This window comes from Streptomyces sp. McG3, from assembly GCF_018619185.1.
Taxonomy (GTDB): Bacteria; Actinomycetota; Actinomycetes; order Streptomycetales; family Streptomycetaceae; genus Streptomyces.
Genome location: NZ_JAAXYC010000112.1, coordinates 1 through 23,517 on the forward strand (window position 1 = coordinate 1; position 23,517 = coordinate 23,517).

The 23,517-nt window shown below is 71.0% G+C and carries 19 protein-coding genes; 4 read left to right on the forward strand and 15 right to left on the reverse strand.

Annotation, left to right across the window (positions count from 1 at the left end):
- Positions 1-253 precede the first annotated feature (253 nt).
- The 9 genes from HET64_RS19325 to HET64_RS19365 all read right to left on the reverse strand — a co-directional run bounded on the left by HET64_RS19325 (position 254) and on the right by HET64_RS19365 (position 10,359).
- Positions 254-694, reverse strand: coding sequence for a type II 3-dehydroquinate dehydratase (locus tag HET64_RS19325; RefSeq protein WP_215107292.1), 441 nt, complete (start codon positions 692-694; stop codon positions 254-256).
- On the reverse strand, positions 691-2,328 hold the full coding sequence (gene aroB / locus HET64_RS19330; protein WP_215107295.1) for a 3-dehydroquinate synthase: 1,638 nt from the start codon (positions 2,326-2,328) through the stop codon (positions 691-693). The genes HET64_RS19325 and aroB overlap by 4 nt, the downstream gene beginning before the upstream one ends.
- The gene (aroC, locus tag HET64_RS19335; protein ID WP_215107297.1) at positions 2,325-3,509 is read right to left on the reverse strand and encodes a chorismate synthase; all 1,185 of its coding nucleotides are present in this window, start codon (positions 3,507-3,509) and stop codon (positions 2,325-2,327) included. Before aroC ends, aroB begins: the two co-directional genes overlap by 4 nt.
- A gap of 145 nt (positions 3,510-3,654) precedes the next feature.
- Positions 3,655-4,482: a shikimate dehydrogenase gene (locus HET64_RS19340; protein WP_215107299.1), complete on the reverse strand. Its 828-nt coding sequence runs from the start codon at positions 4,480-4,482 to the stop codon at positions 3,655-3,657.
- On the reverse strand, positions 4,479-6,293 hold the full coding sequence (gene mltG, locus HET64_RS19345; RefSeq protein ID WP_215107301.1) for an endolytic transglycosylase MltG: 1,815 nt from the start codon (positions 6,291-6,293) through the stop codon (positions 4,479-4,481). The genes HET64_RS19340 and mltG overlap by 4 nt, the downstream gene beginning before the upstream one ends.
- Positions 6,294-6,391: 98 nt before the next feature.
- On the reverse strand, positions 6,392-6,865 hold the full coding sequence (gene ruvX, locus HET64_RS19350; protein ID WP_179892451.1) for a Holliday junction resolvase RuvX: 474 nt from the start codon (positions 6,863-6,865) through the stop codon (positions 6,392-6,394).
- Between the two features lie 8 nt (positions 6,866-6,873).
- Positions 6,874-9,543, reverse strand: a complete 2,670-nt coding sequence (gene alaS, locus HET64_RS19355; protein WP_215107303.1) for an alanine--tRNA ligase — start codon at positions 9,541-9,543, stop codon at positions 6,874-6,876.
- Positions 9,543-9,890, reverse strand: coding sequence for a DUF6167 family protein (locus tag HET64_RS19360; RefSeq protein ID WP_215107305.1), 348 nt, complete (start codon positions 9,888-9,890; stop codon positions 9,543-9,545). Before HET64_RS19360 ends, alaS begins: the two co-directional genes overlap by 1 nt.
- Before the next feature lie 7 nt (positions 9,891-9,897).
- The gene (locus HET64_RS19365; protein ID WP_215107307.1) at positions 9,898-10,359 is read right to left on the reverse strand and encodes a DUF948 domain-containing protein; all 462 of its coding nucleotides are present in this window, start codon (positions 10,357-10,359) and stop codon (positions 9,898-9,900) included.
- Positions 10,360-10,581: 222 nt separating this feature from the next.
- On the opposite strand from HET64_RS19365, the gene HET64_RS19370 reads away from it, so the two are divergent.
- Entirely contained in the window at positions 10,582-12,795 is a 2,214-nt protein-coding gene (locus HET64_RS19370; RefSeq protein ID WP_215107308.1) for a tetratricopeptide repeat protein, read from the forward strand.
- A gap of 17 nt (positions 12,796-12,812) precedes the next feature.
- On the opposite strand, the gene rpsD is transcribed toward HET64_RS19370, so the two are convergent.
- Complete coding sequence (gene rpsD / locus HET64_RS19375; RefSeq protein WP_015607373.1) at positions 12,813-13,427, reverse strand: 30S ribosomal protein S4; 615 nt, start codon at positions 13,425-13,427, stop codon at positions 12,813-12,815.
- 188 nt (positions 13,428-13,615) lie between these two features.
- Here rpsD and HET64_RS19380 point away from each other — a divergent pair, with 188 nt between their 5' ends.
- Entirely contained in the window at positions 13,616-14,317 is a 702-nt protein-coding gene (locus HET64_RS19380; RefSeq protein WP_215107310.1) for a DUF2470 domain-containing protein, read from the forward strand.
- An 18-nt stretch (positions 14,318-14,335) separates the two neighbouring features.
- On the opposite strand, the gene HET64_RS19385 is transcribed toward HET64_RS19380, so the two are convergent.
- The 4 genes from HET64_RS19385 to HET64_RS19400 form a co-directional block, all read right to left on the reverse strand.
- A complete protein-coding gene (locus tag HET64_RS19385) occupies positions 14,336-15,706 on the reverse strand; it encodes a replication-associated recombination protein A (RefSeq protein WP_215107312.1) in 1,371 nt (456 codons plus the stop codon).
- Between the two features lie 63 nt (positions 15,707-15,769).
- Positions 15,770-16,408 carry a vitamin K epoxide reductase family protein gene (locus HET64_RS19390; RefSeq protein WP_215107314.1) on the reverse strand — a complete coding sequence of 213 codons (639 nt, stop codon included), beginning with the start codon at positions 16,406-16,408 and terminating at the stop codon, positions 15,770-15,772.
- 313 nt (positions 16,409-16,721) lie between these two features.
- Positions 16,722-17,984 (reverse strand): histidine--tRNA ligase, encoded by a 1,263-nt coding sequence (gene hisS, locus HET64_RS19395; RefSeq protein WP_215107315.1) that lies wholly within the window; start codon positions 17,982-17,984, stop codon positions 16,722-16,724.
- 15 nt (positions 17,985-17,999) lie between these two features.
- Complete coding sequence (locus HET64_RS19400; RefSeq protein ID WP_215107317.1) at positions 18,000-18,689, reverse strand: MBL fold metallo-hydrolase; 690 nt, start codon at positions 18,687-18,689, stop codon at positions 18,000-18,002.
- A 149-nt stretch (positions 18,690-18,838) separates the two neighbouring features.
- Between HET64_RS19400 and HET64_RS19405 the strand changes: the two genes are divergently transcribed.
- Both HET64_RS19405 and HET64_RS19410 read left to right on the forward strand, forming a co-directional pair.
- Positions 18,839-19,630, forward strand: coding sequence for a peptidylprolyl isomerase (locus HET64_RS19405; protein ID WP_215107319.1), 792 nt, complete (start codon positions 18,839-18,841; stop codon positions 19,628-19,630).
- Between the two features lie 226 nt (positions 19,631-19,856).
- On the forward strand, positions 19,857-21,086 hold the full coding sequence (locus HET64_RS19410) for a DUF349 domain-containing protein (RefSeq protein WP_215107320.1): 1,230 nt from the start codon (positions 19,857-19,859) through the stop codon (positions 21,084-21,086).
- A 63-nt stretch (positions 21,087-21,149) separates the two neighbouring features.
- Here HET64_RS19410 and HET64_RS19415 read toward each other — a convergent pair.
- Positions 21,150-23,517 (reverse strand): bifunctional (p)ppGpp synthetase/guanosine-3',5'-bis(diphosphate) 3'-pyrophosphohydrolase (locus HET64_RS19415; RefSeq protein ID WP_251145547.1); only part of this gene is annotated, 2,368 nt, incomplete at its 5' end.

Sequence of the window (23,517 nt, forward strand, 5' to 3'; positions counted from 1 at the left end):
TATCGGGGGCGGGCCGGGGTGGCCGGCGTGCTGGGCCTGGTACGGCCGGCCGACGTGCCCGATACCGGGGCCGTGGGGCGGCGGCAGCGGGGCCCCCACTGCGTGCTGCATCCGGTGCCACTCCGTCTCGTAACTGCAACTGACGCTGATGGGACGGCCACCGTACCTTCCCGGGCCGTCTCGGGGTGAACGGCCCGGGAGGGTGCGAAGTGCCCGTCGGCCGCGCGGAGGGCGGACGGGCATCCGCGGGGTGTCAGTCCGTCAGTTCGTCGGCCAGGGCGCGCAGGGCGAGCCGGTAGGAACCGATACCGAACCCGGCCACCGTGCCCGTGGCCACCGCGGCGACCACGGACGTGTGCCGGAACTCCTCGCGGGTGTACGGGTTGGAGATGTGCACCTCGATCAGCGGGGCGGTGCGCTGGGCGGCCGCGTCCCGCATGCCGTAGGAGTAGTGCGTGAAGGCGCCCGGGTTGAGAATGACCGGAATCGATCCGTCCGCCGCCTCGTGGAGCCAGCGGATCAGCTGGCCCTCGTCGTTGGTCTCCCGCACCTCGACGGCGAAGTCGAGCTCCTTGCCGAGGGACGTGCAGGCGTCGACGAGTCCGGCGTAGGAGGTGGCCCCGTAGACGTCGGGCTCCCGCGAGCCGAGCCGGCCGAGGTTGGGGCCGTTCAGGACGAAGACCCTTCGGGTCACGCGGAGACCTCCCCGTAGGCGGCGAGCAGCACGGCCGGGTCGGGGCCCTCCAGGACGGTGGGCCTGCCGATGCCGTCCAGGACGATGAAGCGCAGCAGGTCGCCGCGCGACTTCTTGTCGACCTTCATGTTCTCCAGCAGCTTGGGCCACTGGTCGCCGCGGTAGGCGAGCGGCAGGCCCACCGACGCGAGGACGCTGCGGTGCCGGTCGGCGGTGGCGTCGTCGAGGCGTCCGGCGAGCCGGCCCAGCTCGGCGGCGAAGACCATGCCGATGGAGACGGCCGCGCCGTGGCGCCACTTGTAGCGCTCGTTCTTCTCGATGGCGTGGGCCAGGGTGTGGCCGTAGTTGAGGATCTCGCGGAGTCCGGACTCCTTGAGGTCGCTGGAGACGACCTCGGCCTTGACCCGGATGGACCGCTCGATCAGTTCGGCGGTGTGCGGTCCGGCCGGGGTACGCGCGCCCTCGGGGTCGGCCTCGACCAGGTCCAGGATGACCGGGTCGGCGATGAACCCGGCCTTGATGATCTCGGCCATGCCGGAGACGTAGTCGTGGACCGGCAGCGAGTCCAGCGCGGCGAGGTCGCAGAGAACCCCGGCGGGCGGGTGGAAGGCGCCGACGAGGTTCTTGCCCTCGGCGGTGTTGATGCCGGTCTTGCCGCCGACGGCCGCGTCGACCATGCCGAGCACGGTGGTCGGGATCGCGATCCAGCGCACCCCGCGCAGCCAGCTGGCCGCGACGAACCCGGCGACGTCCGTGGTGGCGCCGCCCCCGATGCCGACGATGACGTCGGTACGGGTGAAGCCGGTCTGGCCGAGCGCCTTCCAGCAGTAGGCGGCGACCTCGACGGTCTTGGCCTCCTCCGCGTTCGGCAGTTGGACGGCGATGGCCTCGTAGCCCTGTTCGGCGAGGTCCTGACGGACCGCCTCACCGGTCTCGGCGAGCGCCTCCGGGTGCAGTACGGCGACGCGTCGCGCGCGGTCGCCGATCAGCTGGGGCAGCTCGCCCAGGAGCTGGTGGCCGACGAGGACCTCGTACGGGTCGGAGCCCGCGGAGCCTGCGACCTGGATACGGGTGGGACCCTGCTGCGTCATGCCGGTGCTCTCCACGCCGGGGGCGGCTTGGCCCTCCGGCAGTTCCAGTGCGTCGATGATCGCCTGGGCGACCTCTTCGGGGGTGTGCTCGTCGGTGGCGACGACGGTCCGGGCGACCTCTTCGTAGAGGGGGCGGCGGGCCTCCATCAGCTCGCGCCACTGCCGGCGCGGGTTGACCGCGAGCAGCGGGCGGGCGGCGCCGAGGCCGACGCGGCGGACGGCCTCGTCCACGTCCATGGAGAGGTAGGCGACCGGCCGGCCGGCCAGCAGCTTCCTGGTCGCCGCGTCCAGGACGGCACCGCCGCCGAGGGCGAGGACGCCCGGGTGCCCGGCGACGGCCGCCTCGACGGCCCGGCGCTCCAGGGCGCGGAAGTGCTCCTCGCCCTCGTCGTAGAAGATCTCCGCGATCGGCTTGCCGGCCTCGGCGACGACGTCCGCGTCGGTGTCCCGGTAGGTGGTGCCGAGCCGGGCGGCGAGCAGTTCGCCGACGGTGGACTTGCCGACGCCCATCGGGCCGACGAGGACGACCAGGGGGCCGCTCATCGGATCTGGAGGTGGTCGAGGTACGACTGGACGTTGCGGTGGGTCTCGGGGACGCTGTCGCCGCCGAACTTCTCCGCGACCGCGTCGGCCAGGACGAGGGCGACCATGGCCTCCGCGACGATGCCCGCGGCCGGGACGGCGCAGACGTCGGAGCGCTGGTGGTGGGCCTTGGTGGCCTCGCCGGTGACGACGTCCACGGTGGCCAGGGCGCGCGGCACGGTCGCGATGGGCTTCATCGCGGCGCGCACGCGCAGCAGCTCGCCGGTGGTGAGCCCGCCCTCGGTGCCGCCGGACCGCCCGGAGGTGCGCTTGATGCCGTCCTCGGTGGCGACGATCTCGTCGTGCGCCTGGGACCCGGGGACCCGGGCCAGCTCGAAGCCGTCGCCGACCTCGACGCCCTTGATGGCCTGGATGCCCATCAGCGCGGCGGCGAGCCGGGCGTCCAGGCGCCGGTCCCAGTGCACGTGCGAGCCGAGCCCGACGGGCACCCCGTACGCCAGCACCTCGACGACCCCGCCCAGGGTGTCGCCGTCCTTGTGGGCCTGGTCGATCTCGGCCACCATCGCCTTGGACGCGTCGGCGTCCAGGCAGCGGACCGGGTCGGCGTCCAGCTTCTCCACGTCGGCGGGGACCGGGTAGATCCCGTACGGCGCCTTGGCGGCGGCCAGCTCGACGACATGGCTGACGATCTCGATGCCCGCGGTCTCCTTGAGGTAGGAGCGGGCGACGGCCCCGAGGGCGACGCGCGCGGCGGTCTCCCGTGCGCTGGCGCGCTCCAGGACCGGCCGGGCCTCGTCGAAGCCGTACTTCTGCATCCCCGCGAGGTCGGCGTGGCCGGGCCGGGGGCGGGTCAGCGGGGCGTTGCGGGCGAGCTTCGCCAGCTCGTCGGGGTCGACCGGGTCGGCCGACATGACCTGCTCCCACTTGGGCCACTCGGTGTTGCCGACCATGACGGCGACCGGGGAGCCCATGGTGAGGCCGTGGCGTACGCCGCCGAGGAAGGTGACCTCGTCCTTCTCGAACTTCATCCGCGCGCCGCGGCCGTAGCCGAGCCGTCGCCGGGCCAGCGCCTCCGCCACCATCTCCGTGGTGATCGGGACACCGGCGGGAAGGCCCTCCAGCGTCGCCACCAGTGCGGGGCCGTGCGACTCCCCCGCGGTCAGCCAGCGCAACCTGCTCAACGGTGCTCCTCATGCTCGCGCCTGAAATCCAACGGCGCCACCGGGTGCGCGGCCCTGGCCCGCCGCCTTTGATCCTCCCACGACCGGGGGCACGATCCGGCCGCCGGTCCAGCAGACGGACGGGCGGTGCCGGCCGGCGGACCCGTCAGCGGGCCGCGAGCGCCGCTTCCCCGGCCTGCCGCATGACGGCCAGTGGTGCCGGGATCCGGCCGGTCATCTGCTCGACCTGGAGCAGTGCCTGGTGCACGAGGAGGTCGAGTCCGCCGACGACGGCCCCGCCGTGCGCGGACCAGGCGGCGGCGAGCACGGTGGGCCACGGCTCGTACAGCACGTCGAAGAGGATGCCCGGGGCCCTCGGCACGGATCCGGCCAGGGCGTCGGTGGCACCGGCCGGGGTGGTGGCGATGACGAGCGGCGCGGCCAGTGCCGCTGCGGCGTCGGCCCAGTCGGCGATCACCACGTCGACGCCGAGCCGCTCCCCCCAGGCCCGCATCTCGGCCGCGCGCTCGGGGCCGCGCACGTACGCCGTCACGGGTCCGGCGCAGACCGCGGAGAGCGCGGCGAGCGCGGAGGAGGCGGTGGCTCCGGCGCCGAGGACCGCTGCGGAGTCGGCCTTGTCGACCCCACGCTCCCGCAGGGCGGCGATCATGCCGGGGATGTCGGTGTTGTCGCCGACCCGTCGGCCGTCCTCGGTGAACACGACCGTGTTGACGGCCTCCACCGATGCGGCTGTCGCGCTGATCTCGTCGAGCAGCGGGATGATCGCCCGCTTGAGCGGCATGGTCAGCGACAGCCCGGCCCAGGAGGCGCCCAGCCCCGCGACGAAGCCCGGCAACGCCGCCTCGTCGACCTCGAACCGGTCGTACGACCAGTCGTCGAGGCCGAGCTCGGCGTAGGCGGCGCGGTGCAGGACCGGGGAGAGGGAGTGGGCGATGGGCGAGCCGAGGACGGCGGCCCGACGGGGCTCACTCACTGGCCGGACTTCCCTTCTTCGTACTCCCGCCGGTTCTTCTCGTGCTCCGCGTTGGTCTCGGCGAAGACCGTCTTGTCCTCGTTGATCGAGACGAAGTAGTACCAGGGGCCCGGCTCGGGGTTCATCGCCGAGTGCAGGGCGTCCCCGCCCGGATTGCTGATCGGGCCGGAGGGCAGACCGATGATCTTGTACGTGTTGTAGGGGTCGTCGATCTTCCTGACCTCGTCGACCGCGCCGATGTCCAGGGTGCTCTGACCCTTGATGTAGTTGACCGTGGAGTCGAATTCGAGCCGCCCGACCGTCTCCATGTTGCCCGGCTTGAGACGGTTGTAGACGACCCGTGCGACCTTGTCGAAGTCGTGCTTGTACTTGCCCTCGACCTGTACGAGGCTCGCGACGGTGATGAGCTCCCACGGAGTCTTGAGGCCGAGCTTCTTCGCGCTGCCCTCCAGGTCGAGCTTGCCGTACTCCTTGTTCGCCCGCGCGACCATCCGCTTCAGCGCGTCCTCGGGCTTGGACCCCTTGGCGACCGGATAGGCCGCCGGATAGAGGAATCCTTCCAGCGGGTCCTTCACATCCGGGTTGTCGTCCGCCCAGTCGGGCAGGCCCAGCGACTCCGCCTTGGTCTTGGCGATCTTCGCCGTGGTGCCTTCCTCCAGCTCCAGCCGCTTGTCGATCTCGCTGTAGACCTTGACGTTCCGGGTCCCCTCGGGGATCACGAAGGCGTTCTGGCTCTTGGGGTCGAGCATCAGGTCGATCGCGCTGGCGGCGGACATCTCCTTCTTCATGAGGTAGACGCCGGCCTGGAGCAGCTTGCCCTTGGGGTTGTCGTTCTGCGCCGCGACGAACGCGTCGGAGGACTTGATCACGCCCTTCTTGCGCAGGATGTTGGCGATGTCGTAGCCGAGCGACCCTTCGGGGATCTCGACCTCGACCTCACCGGTGCCCACCCCCGCGTAGTCGGCCGGAGCACCGAACTGCTTCTTCCAGAAGGTGTAGCCGACGTAACTGACGCCGCCGAGGCCGCCGATCAGGACGACGGAGACCACCAGGCAGGCCACGCCGCTACGACTCTTCTTCTTGCCCTTGCCGCCCCGGCGGTCGCTGCCGCCGCGGTCGCGGCGCGAGGCGCGCGATCCGTCGTCGTCCGGGTCATCGTCGTCGTCGCGCGGCTCGCGGCCGGCCGGCTCGTCCGCACCGGTGAAGAAGGGGTGCGTCTCCTCCTGCGGCTGGTCCGGGTCCCAGTCCGTCGACTGCTGTTGTTGCTGCTGGTGCTGTTCGGCTGCGGCGTCGCGGCGGCCCGGGGGCTGCGGCGGAGGGTAGGCCTCGGGGGTGCCGTAGTAGTCCTGCGATCCGTCGTAGCCGCCGGGCTGCTGGGCGTACGGGTCCTGGGGCTCGGCCCCGTACGGCATGGCGGGCTGCTGTCCGGTGTCCCAGCCGCCGTTGTACTGCGGCTGGGCACCCGGCTGCTGGGCGTACGGGTCCTGCTGGGGCGTGCCGTACTGCTGGGGGTTCTGCTGCTGGTGGTTCTGCTGCTGGTGGTTCTGCTGCTGGTGGTTCTGCTGCTGCCCGTACTGCTGCTGCTGGTGGTACGGCTGCTGCTGCGGGTACTGCTGGTGGTTCTGCTGATGCTGGGCGTACGGGTCCTGCTGGTGGTTCTGGGCGTACGGGTCCTGCGGAAAAGACTGCTGCTGGTCGCCGTACTGGCCCTGGCCGTGGGCGGCCTGCCGGCCTCCCCATCCCTGGTCCCCGTACAAGGGGTCCTCGGGATGCCACGGTTCGGAGCCGGGGCCCCGGCCATACTCAGTCATCGATCCCCTAGAGCCGCGAGACGCCGTTCCGTCTCTTCGCTTCGCTGTGCGGTTTGTTCGAACACCGCCGCATCGCGCGGAACGTTACCGTATCGCGATCAGACAACCACTTCGACGCCCTCACCCGGGGGATTACCTGACGCCCGTTCGGACTCCAGAGCGTTCTGAAGGATCACCACAGCGGCAGCTTGGTCGATGACAGACCGGCCCTTCTTGGACTTCACGCCCGAGGCGCGCATCCCCTGAGCGGCCGTCACTGTGGTCATCCTCTCGTCCACCAGGCGCACCGGCACGGGTGCGATCGAGCGGGCGAACACCTGGGCGAACTCCCGGACCTTGACGGCCGCCGGGCCCTCGCCGCCGCCGAGGGAGCGCGGCAGGCCGAGGATGACCTCGATCGGCTCGTACTCCTCGACGAGTTGGCGGAGCCGCCGGTGGGCGGCCGGGACGTCGCGTCCCGGCACGGTCTCCACCGGCGTGGCCAGGATCCCGTCGGGGTCGCACGAGGCGACCCCGATCCGGGCGTCCCCGACGTCGACGGCGAGCCGTCGGCCCCGGCGCATCGGCGTCATCCCGCTCGTCACGCCGTCTCGGTGACGAGGCGTTCGACCGCGGCGACGGCGTCGCCGATGGCGGCCGGGTTCGTGCCGCCGCCCTGGGCGACGTCCGGCTTGCCGCCGCCACCGCCACCGAGGGTCTTGGCGGCGGTACGCACCAGGTCACCGGCCTTGAGACCACGCTCGCGGGCGGCCTCGTTGGTGGCGATGACGGTGAGCGGGCGGCCGTTGGCCGTGGTGAACAGGGCCACGACGGCCGGCCGGCCGCCCTGGATGCGCCCGCGCACGTCCAGGACCAGCTTGCGCAGGTCGTCGGCGGAGGTGCCGTCGGGGACCTGGCCGGTGACCAGGGCGGTGCCGCGGACGTCCTTGGCCGACTCGACGAGTCCGGCGGCGGCCGCGAGGACCTTCTCCGCGCGGAACTTCTCGATCTCCTTCTCGGCGTCCTTGAGCTTGCCGAGCATGCCCGCGATCTTCTCGGGGAGCTCTTCGGGGCGGCCCTTGACCAGCTCCTGGAGCTGGGCGACGACCGTGTGCTCCCGGGCGAGGAAGTTGTACGCGTCCACGCCGACGAGGGCCTCGATACGGCGCACGCCGGAGCCGATGGAGGACTCGCCGAGCAGCTTCACCAGACCCAGCTGGGCGGTGTTGTGGACGTGGGTGCCGCCGCACAGCTCCTTGGAGAAGTCGCCGATGGTGACGACGCGGACCCGCTCGCCGTACTTCTCGCCGAACTCGGCGATGGCACCCTGCTTCTTGGCCTCGTCGATGGACATGACCTCGGCCTGGACGTCGAGTTCCCGCGAGAGGACCTCGTTGATCCGCTGCTCGACGTCGGTGAGGACCGTGCCGGGGACGGCGGCGGGCGAACCGAAGTCGAAGCGGAAGCGGCCGGGCGAGTTCTCCGAGCCTGCCTGGGCGGCTGTCGGGCCCAGCGCGTCGCGCAGCGCCTGGTGCGTGAGGTGGGTGGCGCTGTGGGCGCGGGCGATGGCGCGGCGGCGGGTGTTGTCGATGGAGGCGAAGACGGGGGCCCCGACCGTCACCTCGCCGACCTGGACGACGCCCTTGTGCACGTGGACGCCGGGGACCGGCTTCTGGACGTCGCGGATCTCGATCACGGCGCCGGTGTCGAGCCGGATGCGGCCGGTGTCGGCGAGCTGGCCGCCGCCCTCGGCGTAGAAGGGGGTGCGGTCGAGGACGACCTCGACCTCGTCGCCCTCGGTTGCGGCGGGCGAGGGCACGCCGTCGACCAGCAGGCCCACGATGGTGGACTCGCCGGCGGTGGAGGTGTAGCCGGTGAACTCGGTGGCGCCGGAGGTGTCGGCGACCTCGCGGTAGGCGGAGAGGTCGGCGTGACCGGTCTTCTTGGCGCGGGCATCGGCCTTGGCCTTGTCGCGCTGCTCCTGCATGAGGCGGCGGAAGCCGTCCTCGTCCACGGAGAGCCCCTGCTCGGCGGCCATCTCCAGGGTGAGGTCGATCGGGAAGCCCCAGGTGTCGTGGAGCAGGAACGCCTTGTCGCCGGCGAGGACCTGGCCGCCGGCGGCCTTGGTCTCGGTGACGGCGGTCTCCAGGATGTTGGTGCCGCCCTTGAGGGCCTTGAGGAAGGCGGCTTCCTCGGCGAGCGCGACCGTCTCGATGCGCTTGCGGTCGGTGATCAGCTCCGGGTACTGCAGGCCCATCGTGTCGATCACGACGTCGACCAGGTCCTTCACCACGGAGCCGGTGGCGCCCATGAGACGCATGTTGCGGATGGCGCGGCGCATGATGCGGCGCAGCACGTAGCCGCGGCCCTCGTTGCCGGGGGTGACGCCGTCGCCGATGAGCATCACCGACGTACGGATGTGGTCGGCGACGACGCGGAGCGAGACGTCGGTGCCCTGCTCGGCGCCGTAGCGGACGCCGGTCAGCTCGGTGGCCTTGTCCATGACGACGCGCAGGGTGTCGGTCTCGTACATGTTCTGTACGCCTTGGAGGATCATGGCGAGGCGTTCGAGGCCGAGACCGGTGTCGATGTTCTTCGACGGCAGGTCCCCGAGGATCGGGAAGTCCTCCTTGCCGTCGCCGGCGCCGCGCTCGTACTGCATGAAGACCAGGTTCCAGATCTCCACGTAGCGCTCGTCGTTGACGGCCGGGCCGCCCTCGACGCCGAACTCGGGGCCGCGGTCGTAGTTGATCTCCGAGCACGGGCCGCAGGGGCCGGGGACGCCCATGGACCAGAAGTTGTCCTTCTTGCCCAGGCGCTGGATGCGCTCGGCGGGAACGCCGATCTTGTCGCGCCAGATCTGCTCGGCCTCGTCGTCGTCGAGGTAGACCGTGATCCAGAGCTTCTCGGGGTCGAGGCCGTAGCCGCCGTCCTCGACGGAGTTGGTCAGCGCCTCCCAGGCGAGCTGGATGGCGCCTTCCTTGAAGTAGTCCCCGAAGGAGAAGTTGCCGCACATCTGGAAGAAGGTGCCGTGGCGGGTGGTCTTGCCGACCTCTTCGATGTCCGGCGTACGGACGCACTTCTGCACGCTGGTGACGCGCGGGGCGGGCGGCTTGACCTCGCCGAGGAAGTACGGCTTGAAGGGGACCATGCCCGCGGGGACCAGCAGCAGAGTCGGGTCGTCCGCGATGAGCGACGCCGAAGGCACGGCGGTGTGGCCGCGCTCCTCGAAGAAGCTCAGCCAGCGGCGGCGAATTTCAGCCGACTCCATCAGTGGTCCTCATTCCGGTTGTTCGATTTGTAGGGGAGCTTGCGGTACGTGTTCGCGTTCGCGGGCGGTTCGGCCGCTTCGACGGCGAAGTGCCGCTGTACGGGAAGGTCGGGGTCGACCGGCGCTTCCAGGCCCAGGGCGCCGCCCAGTTCGGCTTCGCGCCTGACCATGCCCTCGCGTACGTCGAGGGCGAAGTCCTTGAGCTTGTGACCGGTCTCGATCGCCTTGTCCGCGGCCTGCGCCGCGAGGCTCTCGGGCGTCAGCTGCTTGAGCTTGCGGTTGACCTTGGTGGTGGCCCACACACCGGCGGCTGCGCCGGCGGTGAACCAGAAGGTGCGGCGGAACATCGCTCGATCAGTCCTTCTGTCCGCGGGCGTTTCGGCGTTCGCGCCTACGTCCGCGCGCCGAGGGTACGGTCCGGCCGACGATCACCGTGCGACGGGAGGAGCCGCGGCCCCGCGCCGGTTCCGGTTCGGGCTCGGGTGCGGTGCGGCGGCCGAGGGCCTGCCGTACGCCGTAGCCGAACGCGGCGACCTTGACGAGGGGGCCGCCGAAGGTGGAGGCGACGGTCGTGGAGAGCGCGGAGGCGTTGGAGGTGACCTCCTGGACGTCGCTCGCGATGGCGTCGACCTTGTCCAGCTGGGTCTGCGCGGAGCGCACCGTCGCCGAGGCGTCGGCCAGCAGCGGAACGGCCTGGTCGGTCACGTCCGCCACGAGCTTGGTGGTCGCCCTGAGCGTCTGGGCGAGCCTCACCAGCACCACGGCGAGGAACGAGACCAGGATCGCCCAGAAGACGGCCACGAGGATCCCGGCCACCTCTCCACCGGACACTGTGCACCGCTCTCTGCTCGTCGCTCGGGCCCTGCCGGGCCTTGTCTCCGTCGGTCGCGTCCGGGCCTCGGCCCGTACGCCCGATCGTCGTCACACGAGCCTATCGCGCCGCGCATCTCCTCCCCTACCGCATTCTCCGCGGGCCACGCGGGAGTTGCCATAACGAGATTGTACGGAGAGCTTTCAAGCCAGTACGCTCCGTGTTTCATGCGACGCCTGCACGACCCCTGCCCGAATCCCGACGATCCGGACGCCCGCCCCGCACCGGCGCCCGGCAACCTCCCGGCCGACCTGAACCCCTTCGTGGGGCGCGAGGACGAACTGGCCGAGCTGGGCGGGCTGCTGGAGGAGTCCAGGCTCGTCACCGTCGCCGGAGTGGCGGGCGTGGGCAAGACCCGGTGCGTCATCCGGGTCGCCGCACTTCGGGAGAAACGGTACTGCGACGGGGTCCTGCTGGCCGAGCTGTCCGCCGTCCGCCATCCCGATCTGCTGGAACACGCCCTGGTCGACGCCCTGGGCCTGACCGATCACACCAGCAGGCCCCCGCGCGCCGCCCTCGTCGAACATCTCTCCGAGCGCCGGACGCTGCTGGTGATCGACGGCTTCGAGCACCTCGTCGACGCCTGCGCCGACCTCGTCACCGAACTCCTGCGCCGGGCCCCGCGCCTCCAGGTGCTCGCGGCCGGACGCTGCCCGCTCCGGGTGGACGGGGAGCGGACGTTCCCGCTCGCCCCGATGTCGGACCGGGACGCCGTGGAGCTCTTCACCGAGCGGGCGCGCGGGGTCCGGCCGGGCTGGGAGCCGACGGCGGGCGAGCGGACGACCGTGCTGGAGCTCTGCCGCCGCCTCGACGGGATTCCGCTGGCCCTCGAACTGGCGGCCGGGCGGCTGCGCGCGCTCTCGGTGGAACAGGTGCTCCTGCGCCTGGACGACCGGTTCCGGCTGCTGACCGGGGGCCGTCGCGGCGCGCCGCCCCGCCACCAGACGCTGCGTACGGCGATCGGCTGGAGCCATGAGCTGTGCACGCCCGAGCAACGACTGCTGTGGGCACGGCTCTCGGTGTTCGCGGGACAGTTCGACCTGGAGGCCGCCGAGTACATCTGCGGCGGGCCGGATCTGCCGGCCGACTCGGTGCTCGATGTGCTGGACGAGCTGCTCGCCCAGTCGGTGGTGGAGCGTGAGGACGGCCCGGCCGGCGCCCGCTACCGGCTGCTGGACACGGTCAGCGAGTACGGGGCGCAGTGGCTGGCGGCCGCCGGGGACGCCCCGCGGCTGCGGCGGCGGCACCGGGACTGGTTCCTGGGCCTCGCGACCTGGTGCGAGTTGGACTGGTTCAGCCCGCGCCAGGCGGAGGTGGTGGCGCGCGTCGACAGCGAACTGCCCAATCTCCGCCGGGCGATGGAGTGTTCGATGGAGAGCCCCGACGAGGTGCATCTGGCGCAGTACCTGGCGGGCACCCTGTGGTTCTACTGGGCCGGCTGCGGGCGGCTGTCGGAGGGGCGGCACTGGCTGGACCACGTCCTGGAGGAGCCGACCCCGCACGACGCCGCGCGGCTGAAGGTGCTGTGGGTGCTGGGCTATGTGGCCGTGCTGCAGGGCGACGCGGTCGGCGCGATCTCGGCGCTCCAGGAGTGCCGCGAGGAGGCCGAGCGCTCCGGGGACGCGACGGCACTGGCGTACGCGGTGCACCGCACGGGGTGCCTGGCGATCGTGACGGACGACATGCCGCGCGCCGAGGAACTGCTCCGCGACGCGCTGGGCCGCTACCGCGAGGTCGGCGAGCTGAACAGCAATGTGCTGATGGCGCAGGTGGAGTTGGCCATGGCGGTGGCGTTCCTCGGTGATCTGGACGCGGCCGCGGCGATCTGCGACGAGGTCCGGGAGATCTGCGAGGACCACGGGGAGCGGTGGGCGCTGGCGTACGCGCTGTACGTCCTGGCGTACGCGGCGCTGCGGCGGGGGCGGCCGGCCCGGGCGCGGCAGATGCTCGGGGAGTGCCTGACGATCGGCCGGACGTTCAACGACCTGCTGGGCACGGTGCTGTCGCTGGAGCTGCTGGCCCTGGTGACGGCGGTGGAGGGGGACGCCGGGGAGGCCGCCGTGCTCCAGGGAGCGGCGGAGGGGATCTGGCCGTCGGTGGGGCTGCAGCTGTTCGGCTCGGCGTTCTACGGGCGGCCGCGGGCGGAGTGCGAGGAGCAGGCGCGCCGGGAGCTGGGGAACGTGGCGTACGAGGAGGGGTTGCGGACGGGCCGGCGGCTGGGTCCGGCCACCGCGGTCGACCGGGCGCTGGCAGGTGGCGGACCGGCCGCGGCGATGGACGGGCCGGGCGCGGGAGGCGCGCCGACGGCGGGAGGGGCCGGGGGAACGCGAAGGCCCGCCGCCTCCCGGATGACAGGGAGGGGCGGGCCGGAGCGCTGGTGAGAGCGGCTACGCCTGGATCAGCGGGCGTAGTACTCGACGACGAGCTGCTCGTCGCAGATCACCGGGATCTCCTTGCGGTTCGGGTCCCGGTCCAGGCGGAAGGCCAGGGCCTTCAGGTTCACCTGGAGGTAGCGCGGGGTCTCGCCGTCGGTGTCGTAGCCACCCTCGCGGGCCACCTGGAAGGGGACCTTGGTGCGGCTGCGCTCGCGGACCTGGACGACGTCGTCGGGGCGCACGCGGAAGGACGGCTTGTCGACCTTGCCACCGTTGACCTCGATGTGGCCGTGGACGACCATCTGACGGGCCTGGTAGATGGTGCGGGCGATGCCCGAACGCAGGACCAGGGCGTCGAGGCGGCGCTCGAGCTCGACGACCAGCGCCTCGCCCGTCTTGCCTTCGGCCTTCTTGGCACGGTCGTAGGCGCGCGCCATCTGGCGCTCGCTGATGTCGTACTGCGCACGCAGGCGCTGCTTCTCCAGCAGACGGACCTTGTAGTCCGAGTTCTGCTTGCGGCCACGGCCGTGCTCGCCCGGCGGGTACGGACGAGCTTCGAAGTACTTGACAGCCTTGGGCGTCAGAGCGATGCCGAGGGCACGCGACTTCTTGACCTTGGGACGCGACTGGTTAGGCACGTTCTCCAGACCTCCGTTGTAGGTTAGGTTAGGTTTACCTTACTCAAGGAGATCGCATGTCTCGCCCTGGGAACACCACTCACGTCACGGACAGCACAGACAGCGGCAGCACACCAGAAGGTGCTGCTACGACGGAAGGCCGATCTGATCGTGGTCAGCCGCGTCCCAGCGGGCTTGAAAACACTCGGATGCCGTCAGCAGCCGAGCGCACACGAACTCTCGTACAGAGTACCTGCTCCGCGCTGCTCGTCGTACCGGGGCTCGATCTGGCCCGCGCCGAACCCCTGGTCCCGGACAGCAGGAGCGTGGGCCCCGAGGGCGACCTGTTCCTCGAATTCCCCGCGGACTCCCCGGCCGTTCGGGCCGCCACGCACGCGCAGGGCGACGAGCTGACCGCCGTGCTGGAGATCACGGACGTCGCTCCGGTCTCCGTACCGCACCGGATCCGCGGCCGCGCGTGGGTCTCCGGCTGGCTCACCTCCGTCCCCGGGCTGGCCGAGCCCGGCCGGATGATGCTGCGCCTGGAATTCGGCGAGGCGTACGTGGACGACCTCTGGGGCGCCGAGGACATCGAGCCGGAGGACTTCCGGGACGCGGCTCCCGACCCGCTGGTCTTCCACGAGCCGGAGCTGCTCCAGCATCTGCACTCCGCCCACGACGGGCAGATGCGCGCCCTGTGCGGTCTGCTGGGCGAGCGCACCGCCCGTGCCTGCTCCTCCCACCAGCCCAGGGCCGTGCCGGTCGCCCTGGACCGCTTCGGGCTGCGGGTCCGCTTCGTCGAGGACCAGGGGTCCTGCTTCGACGCCCGCTTCGAGTTCCCGGAGCCGGTCCGCGACGTCACCGAGCTGCGCCGCGCCATGCACACGCTCTTCGAGGCGGCCGCCTCCTGATCCAGCGGCCTCGATCCCCTAGGACGGCTCCGGGCTCTCGCCGGAACGGCCCAGGCGCTCGCGGACGCGCTCGACGACGTCCGCGTACCGCGCCTCGGCGCCGTAGCGGGTCGGGGTGTAGTACCGCCGGTCGCGGACCGCGTCCGGGGCGTACTGCTGGGCGGCGATGCCACCCTGCACGTCGTGCGGATAGACGTACCCCTGGGCATGGCCGAGCTTGGCGGCGCCCTTGTAGTGGCCGTCGCGCAGATGGGCCGGGACGGGTCCCGCGAGCCCCTTGCGCACGTCCTCCTGCGCGGCGGAGATCGCCAGGGTCGCCGCGTTGGACTTGGGGGCGAGCGCCAGGGCGATGGTGGCGTGGCTGAGGGTGAGCGCCGCCTCCGGGAACCCGATCATGGCCACCGCCTGGGCGGCGGCCACGGCGGTCGGCAGCGCGGTGGGGTCGGCCAGACCGATGTCCTCGCTGGCCGAGATCATCAGCCGGCGGGCGATGAACCGCGGGTCCTCCCCCGCCTCGATCATGCGGGCCAGGTAGTGCAGAGCGGCGTCCACGTCGGAGCCGCGGATCGACTTGATGAGCGCGCTGGCCACGTCGTAGTGCTGGTCGCCGTCCCGGTCGTACTTCACGGCGGCGCGGTCGACGGTCGCCTCCAGCGTCTCCAGCGTGATCTCCGCCTCGCCCGTGGCGATGGCCGCGCCCGCCGCGGCCTCCAGCGCCGTCAGGGCCCGGCGCGCGTCGCCGCCCGCGATGCGCAACAGATGAGCCTCGGCGTCCCCGGGCAGGGTGACCGCCCCGCCGAGCCCCCGCTCGTCGGTCAGCGCCCGGCGCAGCAGATCACGCAGGTCGTCATCGGTCAGCGATTCCAGGGTGAGCAGCAGGGACCGCGACAGCAGCGGGGAGATGATCGAGAAGTAGGGATTCTCCGTGGTGGCGGCGATGAGGGTCACCCAGCGGTTCTCCACGGCGGGGAGCAGGGAGTCCTGCTGGGCCTTGGAGAAGCGGTGGATCTCGTCGAGGAAGAGGACGGTCTCCTTGCCGAAGCCACCGGTGGCGCGACGCGCGCTCTCGATGACGGCCCGGACCTCCTTGACGCCCGCGGTGATCGCGGAGAGCTCGACGAAGCGCTTGTTGGTCGCCTTGCTGACCACGTACGCCAGGGTCGTCTTGCCGGTGCCGGGCGGACCCCACAGGATGACCGAGGACGCGCCGGCCGGACCGCCGCCCCCGTCGCCCACGAGGCGGCGCAGCGGCGAGCCCGGCTTCAGCAGGTGCTGCTGGCCGACGACCTCGTCGAGGACACGGGGACGCATCCGGACAGCGAGGGGGCTGCTGGACGGGTCCTTCTCCTGGCGGTCTTCGGCGGCTGCGGTAAAGAGGTCGGGCTCCACGTCATGAAGCCTATGCGACCCCACTGACAGTGCGGCGGGCCACCTCCGGAGATCCGTAGGTGCTCAGCTGGTCCAGAAGTCCCACCAGCGGGTCAGGATCAGCATGCCGATGATCCCGATCCACATCACCGGCAGCACCCACGGGAACTCGGTGAGCCCGTTCCGTAGCCAGGCCGGGGCCGGGAGAATGCGGTGCTTGACGTTGTGCGTGGTCACGTAGCAGAACATGACGATGGTGGCGACCCAGGCCAGGCAGCACCACAGGCAGAGCGAGTTGATGTTGTACAGCGACTGGTACTGGAGCCAGGTGCAGAAGCCGACGCCGAACAGCGTCCCGGCGTTCAGCCCGAGCCAGAACCAGCTGCGGAAGCGCGCGCCGGCGAGGAGCCCCATGCCGATCGCGATGATCATGCCGTACGTGACGAGGCCCAGCATCGGGTTGGGGAACCCGAACACGGAGGCCTGCTCGCTCTTCATGATGTTGCCGCACGCGACGACGGGGTTGAGGCTGCACCCCGGGGTGAAGGAAGGGTCCTCCAGCAGCTTGAACTTGTCGAGCGTGATGACCCAGGCGGCCAGCAGTCCGGCCGCGCCGGTGATCACCAGGAGCAGGGCGAGACCGCGTCCGGCCCCGAAGGTGCGCTTGCGGCCACCCTCGTCCTGATCGGAGGAGAGGTCGTGGTCTACCGCTGCAGTCGTCATATCGCCGTTCCATCACCGAGTGGTCAGCCGGGCATGGTCATTGTGCCGTACCCCCGTACGGATCAACCGTTCGATGGACATAAAGGAGTTCCCCCGCGAGCACTCCCCCGGGCGGGCTCCCGGGGTGGCGGGGCCGGGACGACGGAAGATGGACGAATCCCCTGCGCCGGTCCGGCGAAGCCGACCACGCGGGCGGCTCCAAGTCGGGGTCACCGGCCAGGATGAATTCCCTCCCGCCGGGTTGACGGCGGACGAGAAAGGCGCGGGCGGCAGGACCTCATGTCCTGCCGCCCGCGCCCCGCTCACGACTCGGTCAGCCGAGGCGCTTCGTCAGCTCCGCCGCGACCTCGGCCAGCTTCACCGGGCCCTGCTCGCCGGACTCCATGTCCTTGAGCTGGACGACGCCCTCGGCGAGATCGCGCTCGCCCGCGACCAGGGTGTAGCGCGCGCCCGAGCGGTTGGCGCTCTTCATCGCACCCTTCAGGCCGCGGCCGCCGAACGCGAAGTCGGCGGCGATCCCCGCGCGGCGCAGTTCGGTGACGACGCCGAACAGCACCCGGCGGGCCTCCTCGCCGAGCGGGACCGCGTACACGCTGGTGGTGTAGGGCAGGTCGAGCTCGATGCCCTCGGCCTCCAGCGCGAGAACCGTGCGGTCCACGCCGAGCGCCCAGCCGACGGACGGCAGCTCGGGGCCGCCGATCATCTCGGACAGTCCGTCGTAGCGGCCGCCGCCGCCCACCGCGGACTGGGCGCCGAGACCGTCGTGGACGAACTCGAAGGTCGTACGGGTGTAGTAGTCGAGGCCGCGCACCAGCTTCTCGTCGTCCTCGAAGGCCACCCCGGCGGTCGTGAGAAGCGCCCGGACCTCCTCGTGGTAGGCCTTGCACGCGTCGCAGAGGTGGTCGCGGAGCTTCGGGGCGTCCGTGAGCTGCTTCTGTACGTCGGCCCGCTTGTCGTCCAGGACGCGCAGCGGGTTGATCTCGATGCGGCGGCGGGTCTCCTCGTCGAGGTCGAGGTCCCGCAGGAAGGTCTGGAGCGCCTCGCGGTAGACCGGGCGGCACTCCTTGTCGCCCAGCGAGTTCAGCAGGATGCGGAACCGGCTCAGCCCGAGTGAGCGGTACGCCTGGTCGGCGAGGATGATCAGCTCGGCGTCCAGGACCGGGTCCTCGGTGCCGATGGCCTCGGCGCCGACCTGCGAGAAGTGGCGGTAGCGACCCGCCTGCGGGCGCTCGTAGCGGTAGTACGAGCCGGAGTACCAGAGCTTGACGGGGAGGTTGCCCGCCTTGTGGAGGTTGGCCTCCAGGGCCGCGCGGAGCACGGACGCGGTGCCCTCGGGGCGCAGGGCCAGCTGGGAGCCGCCCTTGGTGGTGAGGGTGTACATCTCCTTGGTGACGATGTCGGTGGACTCACCGACACCGCGTGCGAAGAGCTCCACGTTCTCGAAGCCGGGCGTCTCGATGTAGCCGTAGCCCGAGTCGCGCAGCGGGGCCGCGATGGCCTCGCGCACGGCGAGGAACGTCGCGGAACGGGGCGGGGTCAGGTCGTACGTGCCCTTGGGGGCCTGAAAGGTGCTCACGATTACGTCTCTCGTCTACATTCCTCGGCGCGGCGCCGCGTCCAGACCGTTCAGGAACGGGTTGGAGGCGCGCTCGCGGCCGATGGTCGTCTGGGGGCCGTGGCCGGACAGCACCACGGTCGAGTCGTCGAGCGGCAGGCACACACGGGCCAGCGACTCGAGGAGCTCGGCGTGGTCGCCGCCGGGCAGGTCGGTGCGTCCGACGGAGCCGGCGAAGAGCAGGTCGCCCGAGAAGAAGACCGGCGGAATGTCCGCGGCCTCGGGCATCCCGAACGTCACCGACCCCTTGGTATGGCCCGGCGCGTGCGAGACGCCGAACTCCAGACCGGCCAGGGTCAGCTTCGAGCCGTCGGTCAGCTCCTTGACGTCGTCCGGCTCCCCCACGGTCAGCTCGCCCATGAGAGGCATCCCGATCGAGCGGCCGAGCGCCTTCTCCGGGTCGCTCATCATGTAACGGTCCTCGGGGTGGATCCAGGCGGGGACGTCGTGGGCGCCGCAGACGGGGACGACCGAGGCGACGTGGTCGATATGGCCGTGGGTGAGGACGACGGCGACGGGCTTGAGCCGATGCTTCTTCAGCGTTTCCTCGACGCCCTGGGCGGCCTGGTGGCCCGGGTCGATGATCACGCACTCCTCACCGGCGGCGGGGGCGACCAGATAGCAATTGGTCCCCCAGGCCCCGGCGGGGAACCCGGCAATGAGCACGATCGTCCTTAATGTTCGTCCGGAGGATGCGGCAACGGCGAAGGATGCGGCAGATCAGAGCCTACCGGCGCTCCTCATGACACAGGTAACCCATATACGGTACGGGCAACTCAGGCCCTCATCTCACGACGTAACAAGGAGCCCAACCGGTGTCCAGCAGCGAACAGCGGCGGCGGCAGCTCGCCCGGGAAAAGTTCGAGCGCCAGCAGAAGCGCCGGGAGGAGGCCCGCAGCAGGACGAGGCGCATCACCGCGATCGTCGCGGCCTCGGTGGCCGTGGTCGCCGTCGTGGGCGTGAGCGCGTTCGTCGTGGCGGGCAAGGACGACGGCAAGGACAAGAAGAGCGACGCGGCGTCGAGCCAGAGCCCCGCTCCGGAGCCCTCCAAGAGCGAGAGCAAGGCTCCCACGCCGCCGATGAAGATCGACAAGAAGGCGACGTACTCGATGTCGCTCAAGACGAGCCAGGGCGACATAGCGTTCTCGATGGACGCGGCGAAGACTCCGGAGACGGTGAACTCCTTCAAGGCACTCGCCGACAAGGGCTACTTCGACGACACCAAGTGCCACCGGCTGACCACCCAGGGCATCTTCGTGCTCCAGTGCGGCGACCCGAAGGGCGACGGCACGGGCGGTCCGGGCTACAACATCCCGGACGAGAACCTGGACGCGCTCGGCAAGGCGGGCGCCGACGGCACGGTCGTCTACCCGCCGGGCACGGTGGCGATGGCCAACACCGGCCAGCCGGACTCCGGTGGCAGCCAGTACTTCCTGGTCTACAAGGAGACGAAGCTCCCGCCCACCTACACCCCGTTCGGCACGATGGACGACGCCTCGCTGAAGGCCGTCCAGAAGGTCGGCGAGGCCGGTGTCGAGGGCGGTGCGGGCGACGGCGCCCCGAAGAAGGCCGTGACGGTCGAGAAGGCTTCGGTCGAGAAGGGCTGAACCGGCGGGACGGGACCGGCGGTACGGCGACCGGCCGGGCGGCCACCGGCGGGGCGGAGCGCCGCCGGTGGCCGGAGGGAAGAATTTCGGCCGTGCTGAGTGCGGACAGCCGGGTGGCCGGTCGCCTAGATTGGCGTTGTGCAGGGCGGGCGATGCCCGCCCCAGGAAACTGTGGACGATGCCCGGGGGGCGAACCCCCTCGCAGGCATCAGGTGGAGGAGGCGCTGTGAGCAGCGACCCGTGGGGCCGCGTCGATGAGACGGGCACCGTGTACGTGCGTACGGCCGAGGGCGAGCAGGTCGTCGGATCGTGGCAGGCCGGTTCGCCCGAGGAGGCTCTGGCCTATTTCGAGCGCAAGTACGACGGCATTGTGGTCGAGATCGGCCTCCTCGAACGGCGGGTGAAGACCACCGATCTGTCGGCGAAGGACGCGACGACGGCCATCGACCACCTGCGGCAGCAGGTCGACGAGCACCACGCGGTGGGCGACCTCGACGCGCTGCGCAAGCGGCTGGACGCGCTCGTCGCGACGGTCGAGGCGCGGCGCGAGGAGCGCAAGGTCCTCAAGGCCAAGCAGACCGACGAGGCGAAGCACGCCAAGGAGGCGCTGGTCACCGAGGCGGAGGAGCTGGCGCAGAGCGAGCAGTGGCGCTCCGCGGGCGAGCGGCTGCGGGCGCTGGTGGACACCTGGAAGGGTCTCCCCCGCCTCGACCGCAAGTCGGACGACGAGCTGTGGCACCGCTTCTCGCACGCCCGCTCGGCGTTCTCCAAGCGGCGCAAGGCCCACTTCGCCGCGCTGGACGCCCAGCGCGAGGACGCCCGCAAGGCCAAGGAGAAGCTGGTCACCGAGGCCGAGGCGCTGTCCGGCTCCACGGACTGGGTGACCACGGCCGCGCGCTACCGCGACCTGATGACCGAGTGGAAGGCGGCGGGCCGCGCGCAGCGCGAGTCCGAGGACGACCTGTGGAACCGTTTCCGCGGTGCCCAGGACGTCTTCTTCGCCGCCCGCAGCGAGGTCTTCGCCGAGCGGGACGCCGAGCAGGGCGAGAACCTCAAGCTCAAGGAGGAGCTCGCCGCGGAGGCCGAGAAGCTGGTGCCGGTGAAGGACCTCAAGGCGGCCCGGGCCGCGTTCCGGTCCATCAACGAGCGCTGGGAGGCCATCGGCCACGTACCGCGTGACGCCCGCCCGAAGGTCGAGGGCCGGATGCAGGCGGTGGAGCGGACGCTCCAGGAGTCCGAGGAGTCGGAGTGGCGCCGGACGAACCCGGAGGCGCGGGCCCGCGCCGCGGGTCTGACCGGTCAGCTCCAGGCCGCCGTGGACAAGCTGCGCGGCCAGATCGACACCGCGCGCGCCCAGGGCAACAACGCCCGTGCGGACAAGCTGGCCAAGGAGCTGGAGGGCCGCCAGGCGCTGCTGGACCAGGCGCTCAAGGGCCTGGAGGAGTTCGGCGGCTGAGAGAGACGGCTGCCAGAAGGCCCCGGTACGCGATGCGTACCGGGGCCTTTCCGTTTGCCGCTGCTACGGCCTGCGGGCCGAGGTGACGCGGTAGACGTCGTAGACGCCCTCCACGCCGCGTACGGCCTTCAGGACGTGGCCCAGGTGCTTGGGGTCGCCCATCTCGAAGGTGAACCGCGAGGTGGCCACCCGGTCGCGGGAGGTCTGGACGGCCGCCGACAAAATGTTGACGTGCTGGTCGGAGAGGATCCGGGTGACGTCGGAGAGCAGCCGGGAGCGGTCCAGCGCCTCGACCTGGATGGCGACCAGGAAGACGGAGGACTGGGTGGGGGCCCACTCGACCTCCAGGATCCGTTCGGGCTGCTGCGAGAGCGACTCCACGTTGACGCAGTCGGCGCGGTGCACGGAGACGCCGCTGCCCCGGGTGACGAAGCCGATGATCGGGTCGCCGGGGACGGGCGTACAACAGCGGGCCAGCTTGACCCAGACGTCCTCGACGCCCTTGACGACGACGCCGGGATCCGCGTTGGCGCGGCGCTTGCTGCGACCGCCGTGCGAGGGCGGAGTGGACTCGGCGAGGTCCTCGTTGGCCTCGTCGTGGCCGCCGAGCGCCTGCACCAGCTTCTGGACGACGCCCGCCGCCGCGACATGGCCCTCGCCGATCGCCGCGTACAGCGAGGAGATGTCCGGGTAGCGCATCTCGTGGGCGAGGGTGACCAGGGAGTCGCCGGTCAGGATGCGCTGGATCGGCAGGTTCTGCTTGCGCATGGCGCGCGCGATGGAGTCCTTGCCCTGCTCGATGGCCTCGTCGCGGCGTTCCTTGGAGAACCAGGCGCGGATCTTGTTGCGGGCGCGCGGCGACTTCACGAAGCCGAGCCAGTCCCGGGAGGGTCCGGCGCCGGCCGCCTTGGAGGTGAAGACCTCGACCAGGTCGCCGTTGTCGAGCGTCGATTCGAGCGGGACGAGCCGCCCGTTGACGCGTGCTCCTATGGTCCGGTGGCCGACCTCGGTGTGGACGGCGTACGCGAAGTCGACCGGGGTCGCGCCGGCCGGCAGCGCTATCACGTCGCCCTTCGGCGTGAAGACGAAGACCTCGTTGCGCGAGAGGTCGAAGCGCAGGGACTCCAGGAACTCGCTGGGGTCCTCGGTCTCCTTCTGCCAGTCCAGGAGCTGGCGCAGCCACGCCATGTCGTTGACGGTGTCCTGGCCGCGCCCGGTGTTCTTGGGGACGTCGGTGCGCACCTTGGAGGCGCCCGCGACGGCCTCCTGCTTGTACTTCCAGTGGGCGGCGATGCCGTACTCGGCGCGGCGGTGCATGTCGAACGTACGGATCTGGAGCTCGACGGGCTTGCCGCTGGGACCGATCACCGTGGTGTGCAGTGACTGGTACATGTTGAACTTGGGCATCGCGATGTAGTCCTTGAACCGCCCGGGCACCGGGTTCCACCGGGCGTGGACGGTGCCGAGCGCCGCGTAGCAGTCGCGGACCGTGTCGACGAGGACCCTGATTCCCACCAGGTCGTAGATCTCGGCGAAGTCGCGGCCTCGCACGATCATCTTCTGGTAGACGCTGTAGTAGTGCTTGGGGCGGCCGGTGACGGTGGCCTTGATGCGGGCGGCGCGCAGGTCCGCCTGGACCTCGTCGGTCACTATGGCGAGGTATTCGTCGCGCTTGGGGGCGCGCTCGGCGACGAGCCGGACGATCTCGTCGTACATCTTGGGGTAGAGGATCGCGAAGGCGAGGTCCTCCAGCTCCCACTTGATGGTGTTCATGCCCAGCCGGTGCGCCAGCGGGGCGTAGATCTCCAGCGTCTCGCGGGCCTTCTTCTCCTGCTTCTCCCGCTTGAGGTAGCGCATGGTGCGCATGTTGTGCAGGCGGTCGGCCAGCTTGATGACCAGGACCCGGGGGTCCTTGGCCATGGCGACGACCATCTTGCGTACGGTCTCGGCCTGTGCGGCCTCGCCGAACTTGACCTTGTCGAGCTTGGTGACGCCGTCGACGAGCAGGGCGACCTGGTCGCCGAAGTCGCGCCGCAGGGTGTCCAGGCCGTACTCGGTGTCCTCGACGGTGTCGTGCAGCAGGCCCGCCATCAGCGTCGCCGGGTCCATGCCCAGCTCGGCGAGGATCGTGGTGACGGCCAGCGGGTGGGTGATGTAGGGGTCGCCGCTCTTGCGCTTCTGGCCCCGGTGCCAGCGCTCGGCGACCTGGTAGGCCTTCTCGATCTGGCGGAGCGTGGCCGTCTCGATCTTGGGGTCGTTGCCCCGGACCGTACGCAGGAGGGGTTCCAGGACCGGGTTGTACGGGCTGGAGCGCTGTACGCCCAGTCGGGCGAGGCGGGCCCGCACGCGGTTGGAGGAGCCGCCGGTGCGGGAGGCGGACCCGGCGGTGGCCCCGGTCCTCGCGGGGGGCCCGGGGGCCGGGGGCTTGGGC

Excerpts from the sequence above, each read along its gene's own strand:
- aroB (WP_215107295.1), bottom strand. The coding sequence starts at position 2,328 with ATGAGCGGCCCCCTGGTCGTCCTCGTCGGCCCGATGGGCGTCGGCAAG.
- mltG (WP_215107301.1), bottom strand. The coding sequence starts at position 6,293 with ATGACTGAGTATGGCCGGGGCCCCGGCTCCGAACCGTGGCATCCCGAG.
- ruvX (WP_179892451.1), bottom strand. The coding sequence starts at position 6,865 with ATGACGCCGATGCGCCGGGGCCGACGGCTCGCCGTCGACGTCGGGGAC.
- alaS (WP_215107303.1), bottom strand. The coding sequence starts at position 9,543 with ATGGAGTCGGCTGAAATTCGCCGCCGCTGGCTGAGCTTCTTCGAGGAG.
- HET64_RS19360 (WP_215107305.1), bottom strand. The coding sequence starts at position 9,890 with ATGTTCCGCCGCACCTTCTGGTTCACCGCCGGCGCAGCCGCCGGTGTG.
- HET64_RS19370 (WP_215107308.1), top strand. The coding sequence starts at position 10,582 with ATGCGACGCCTGCACGACCCCTGCCCGAATCCCGACGATCCGGACGCC.
- HET64_RS19380 (WP_215107310.1), top strand. The coding sequence starts at position 13,616 with ATGCCGTCAGCAGCCGAGCGCACACGAACTCTCGTACAGAGTACCTGC.
- HET64_RS19390 (WP_215107314.1), bottom strand. The coding sequence starts at position 16,408 with ATGACGACTGCAGCGGTAGACCACGACCTCTCCTCCGATCAGGACGAG.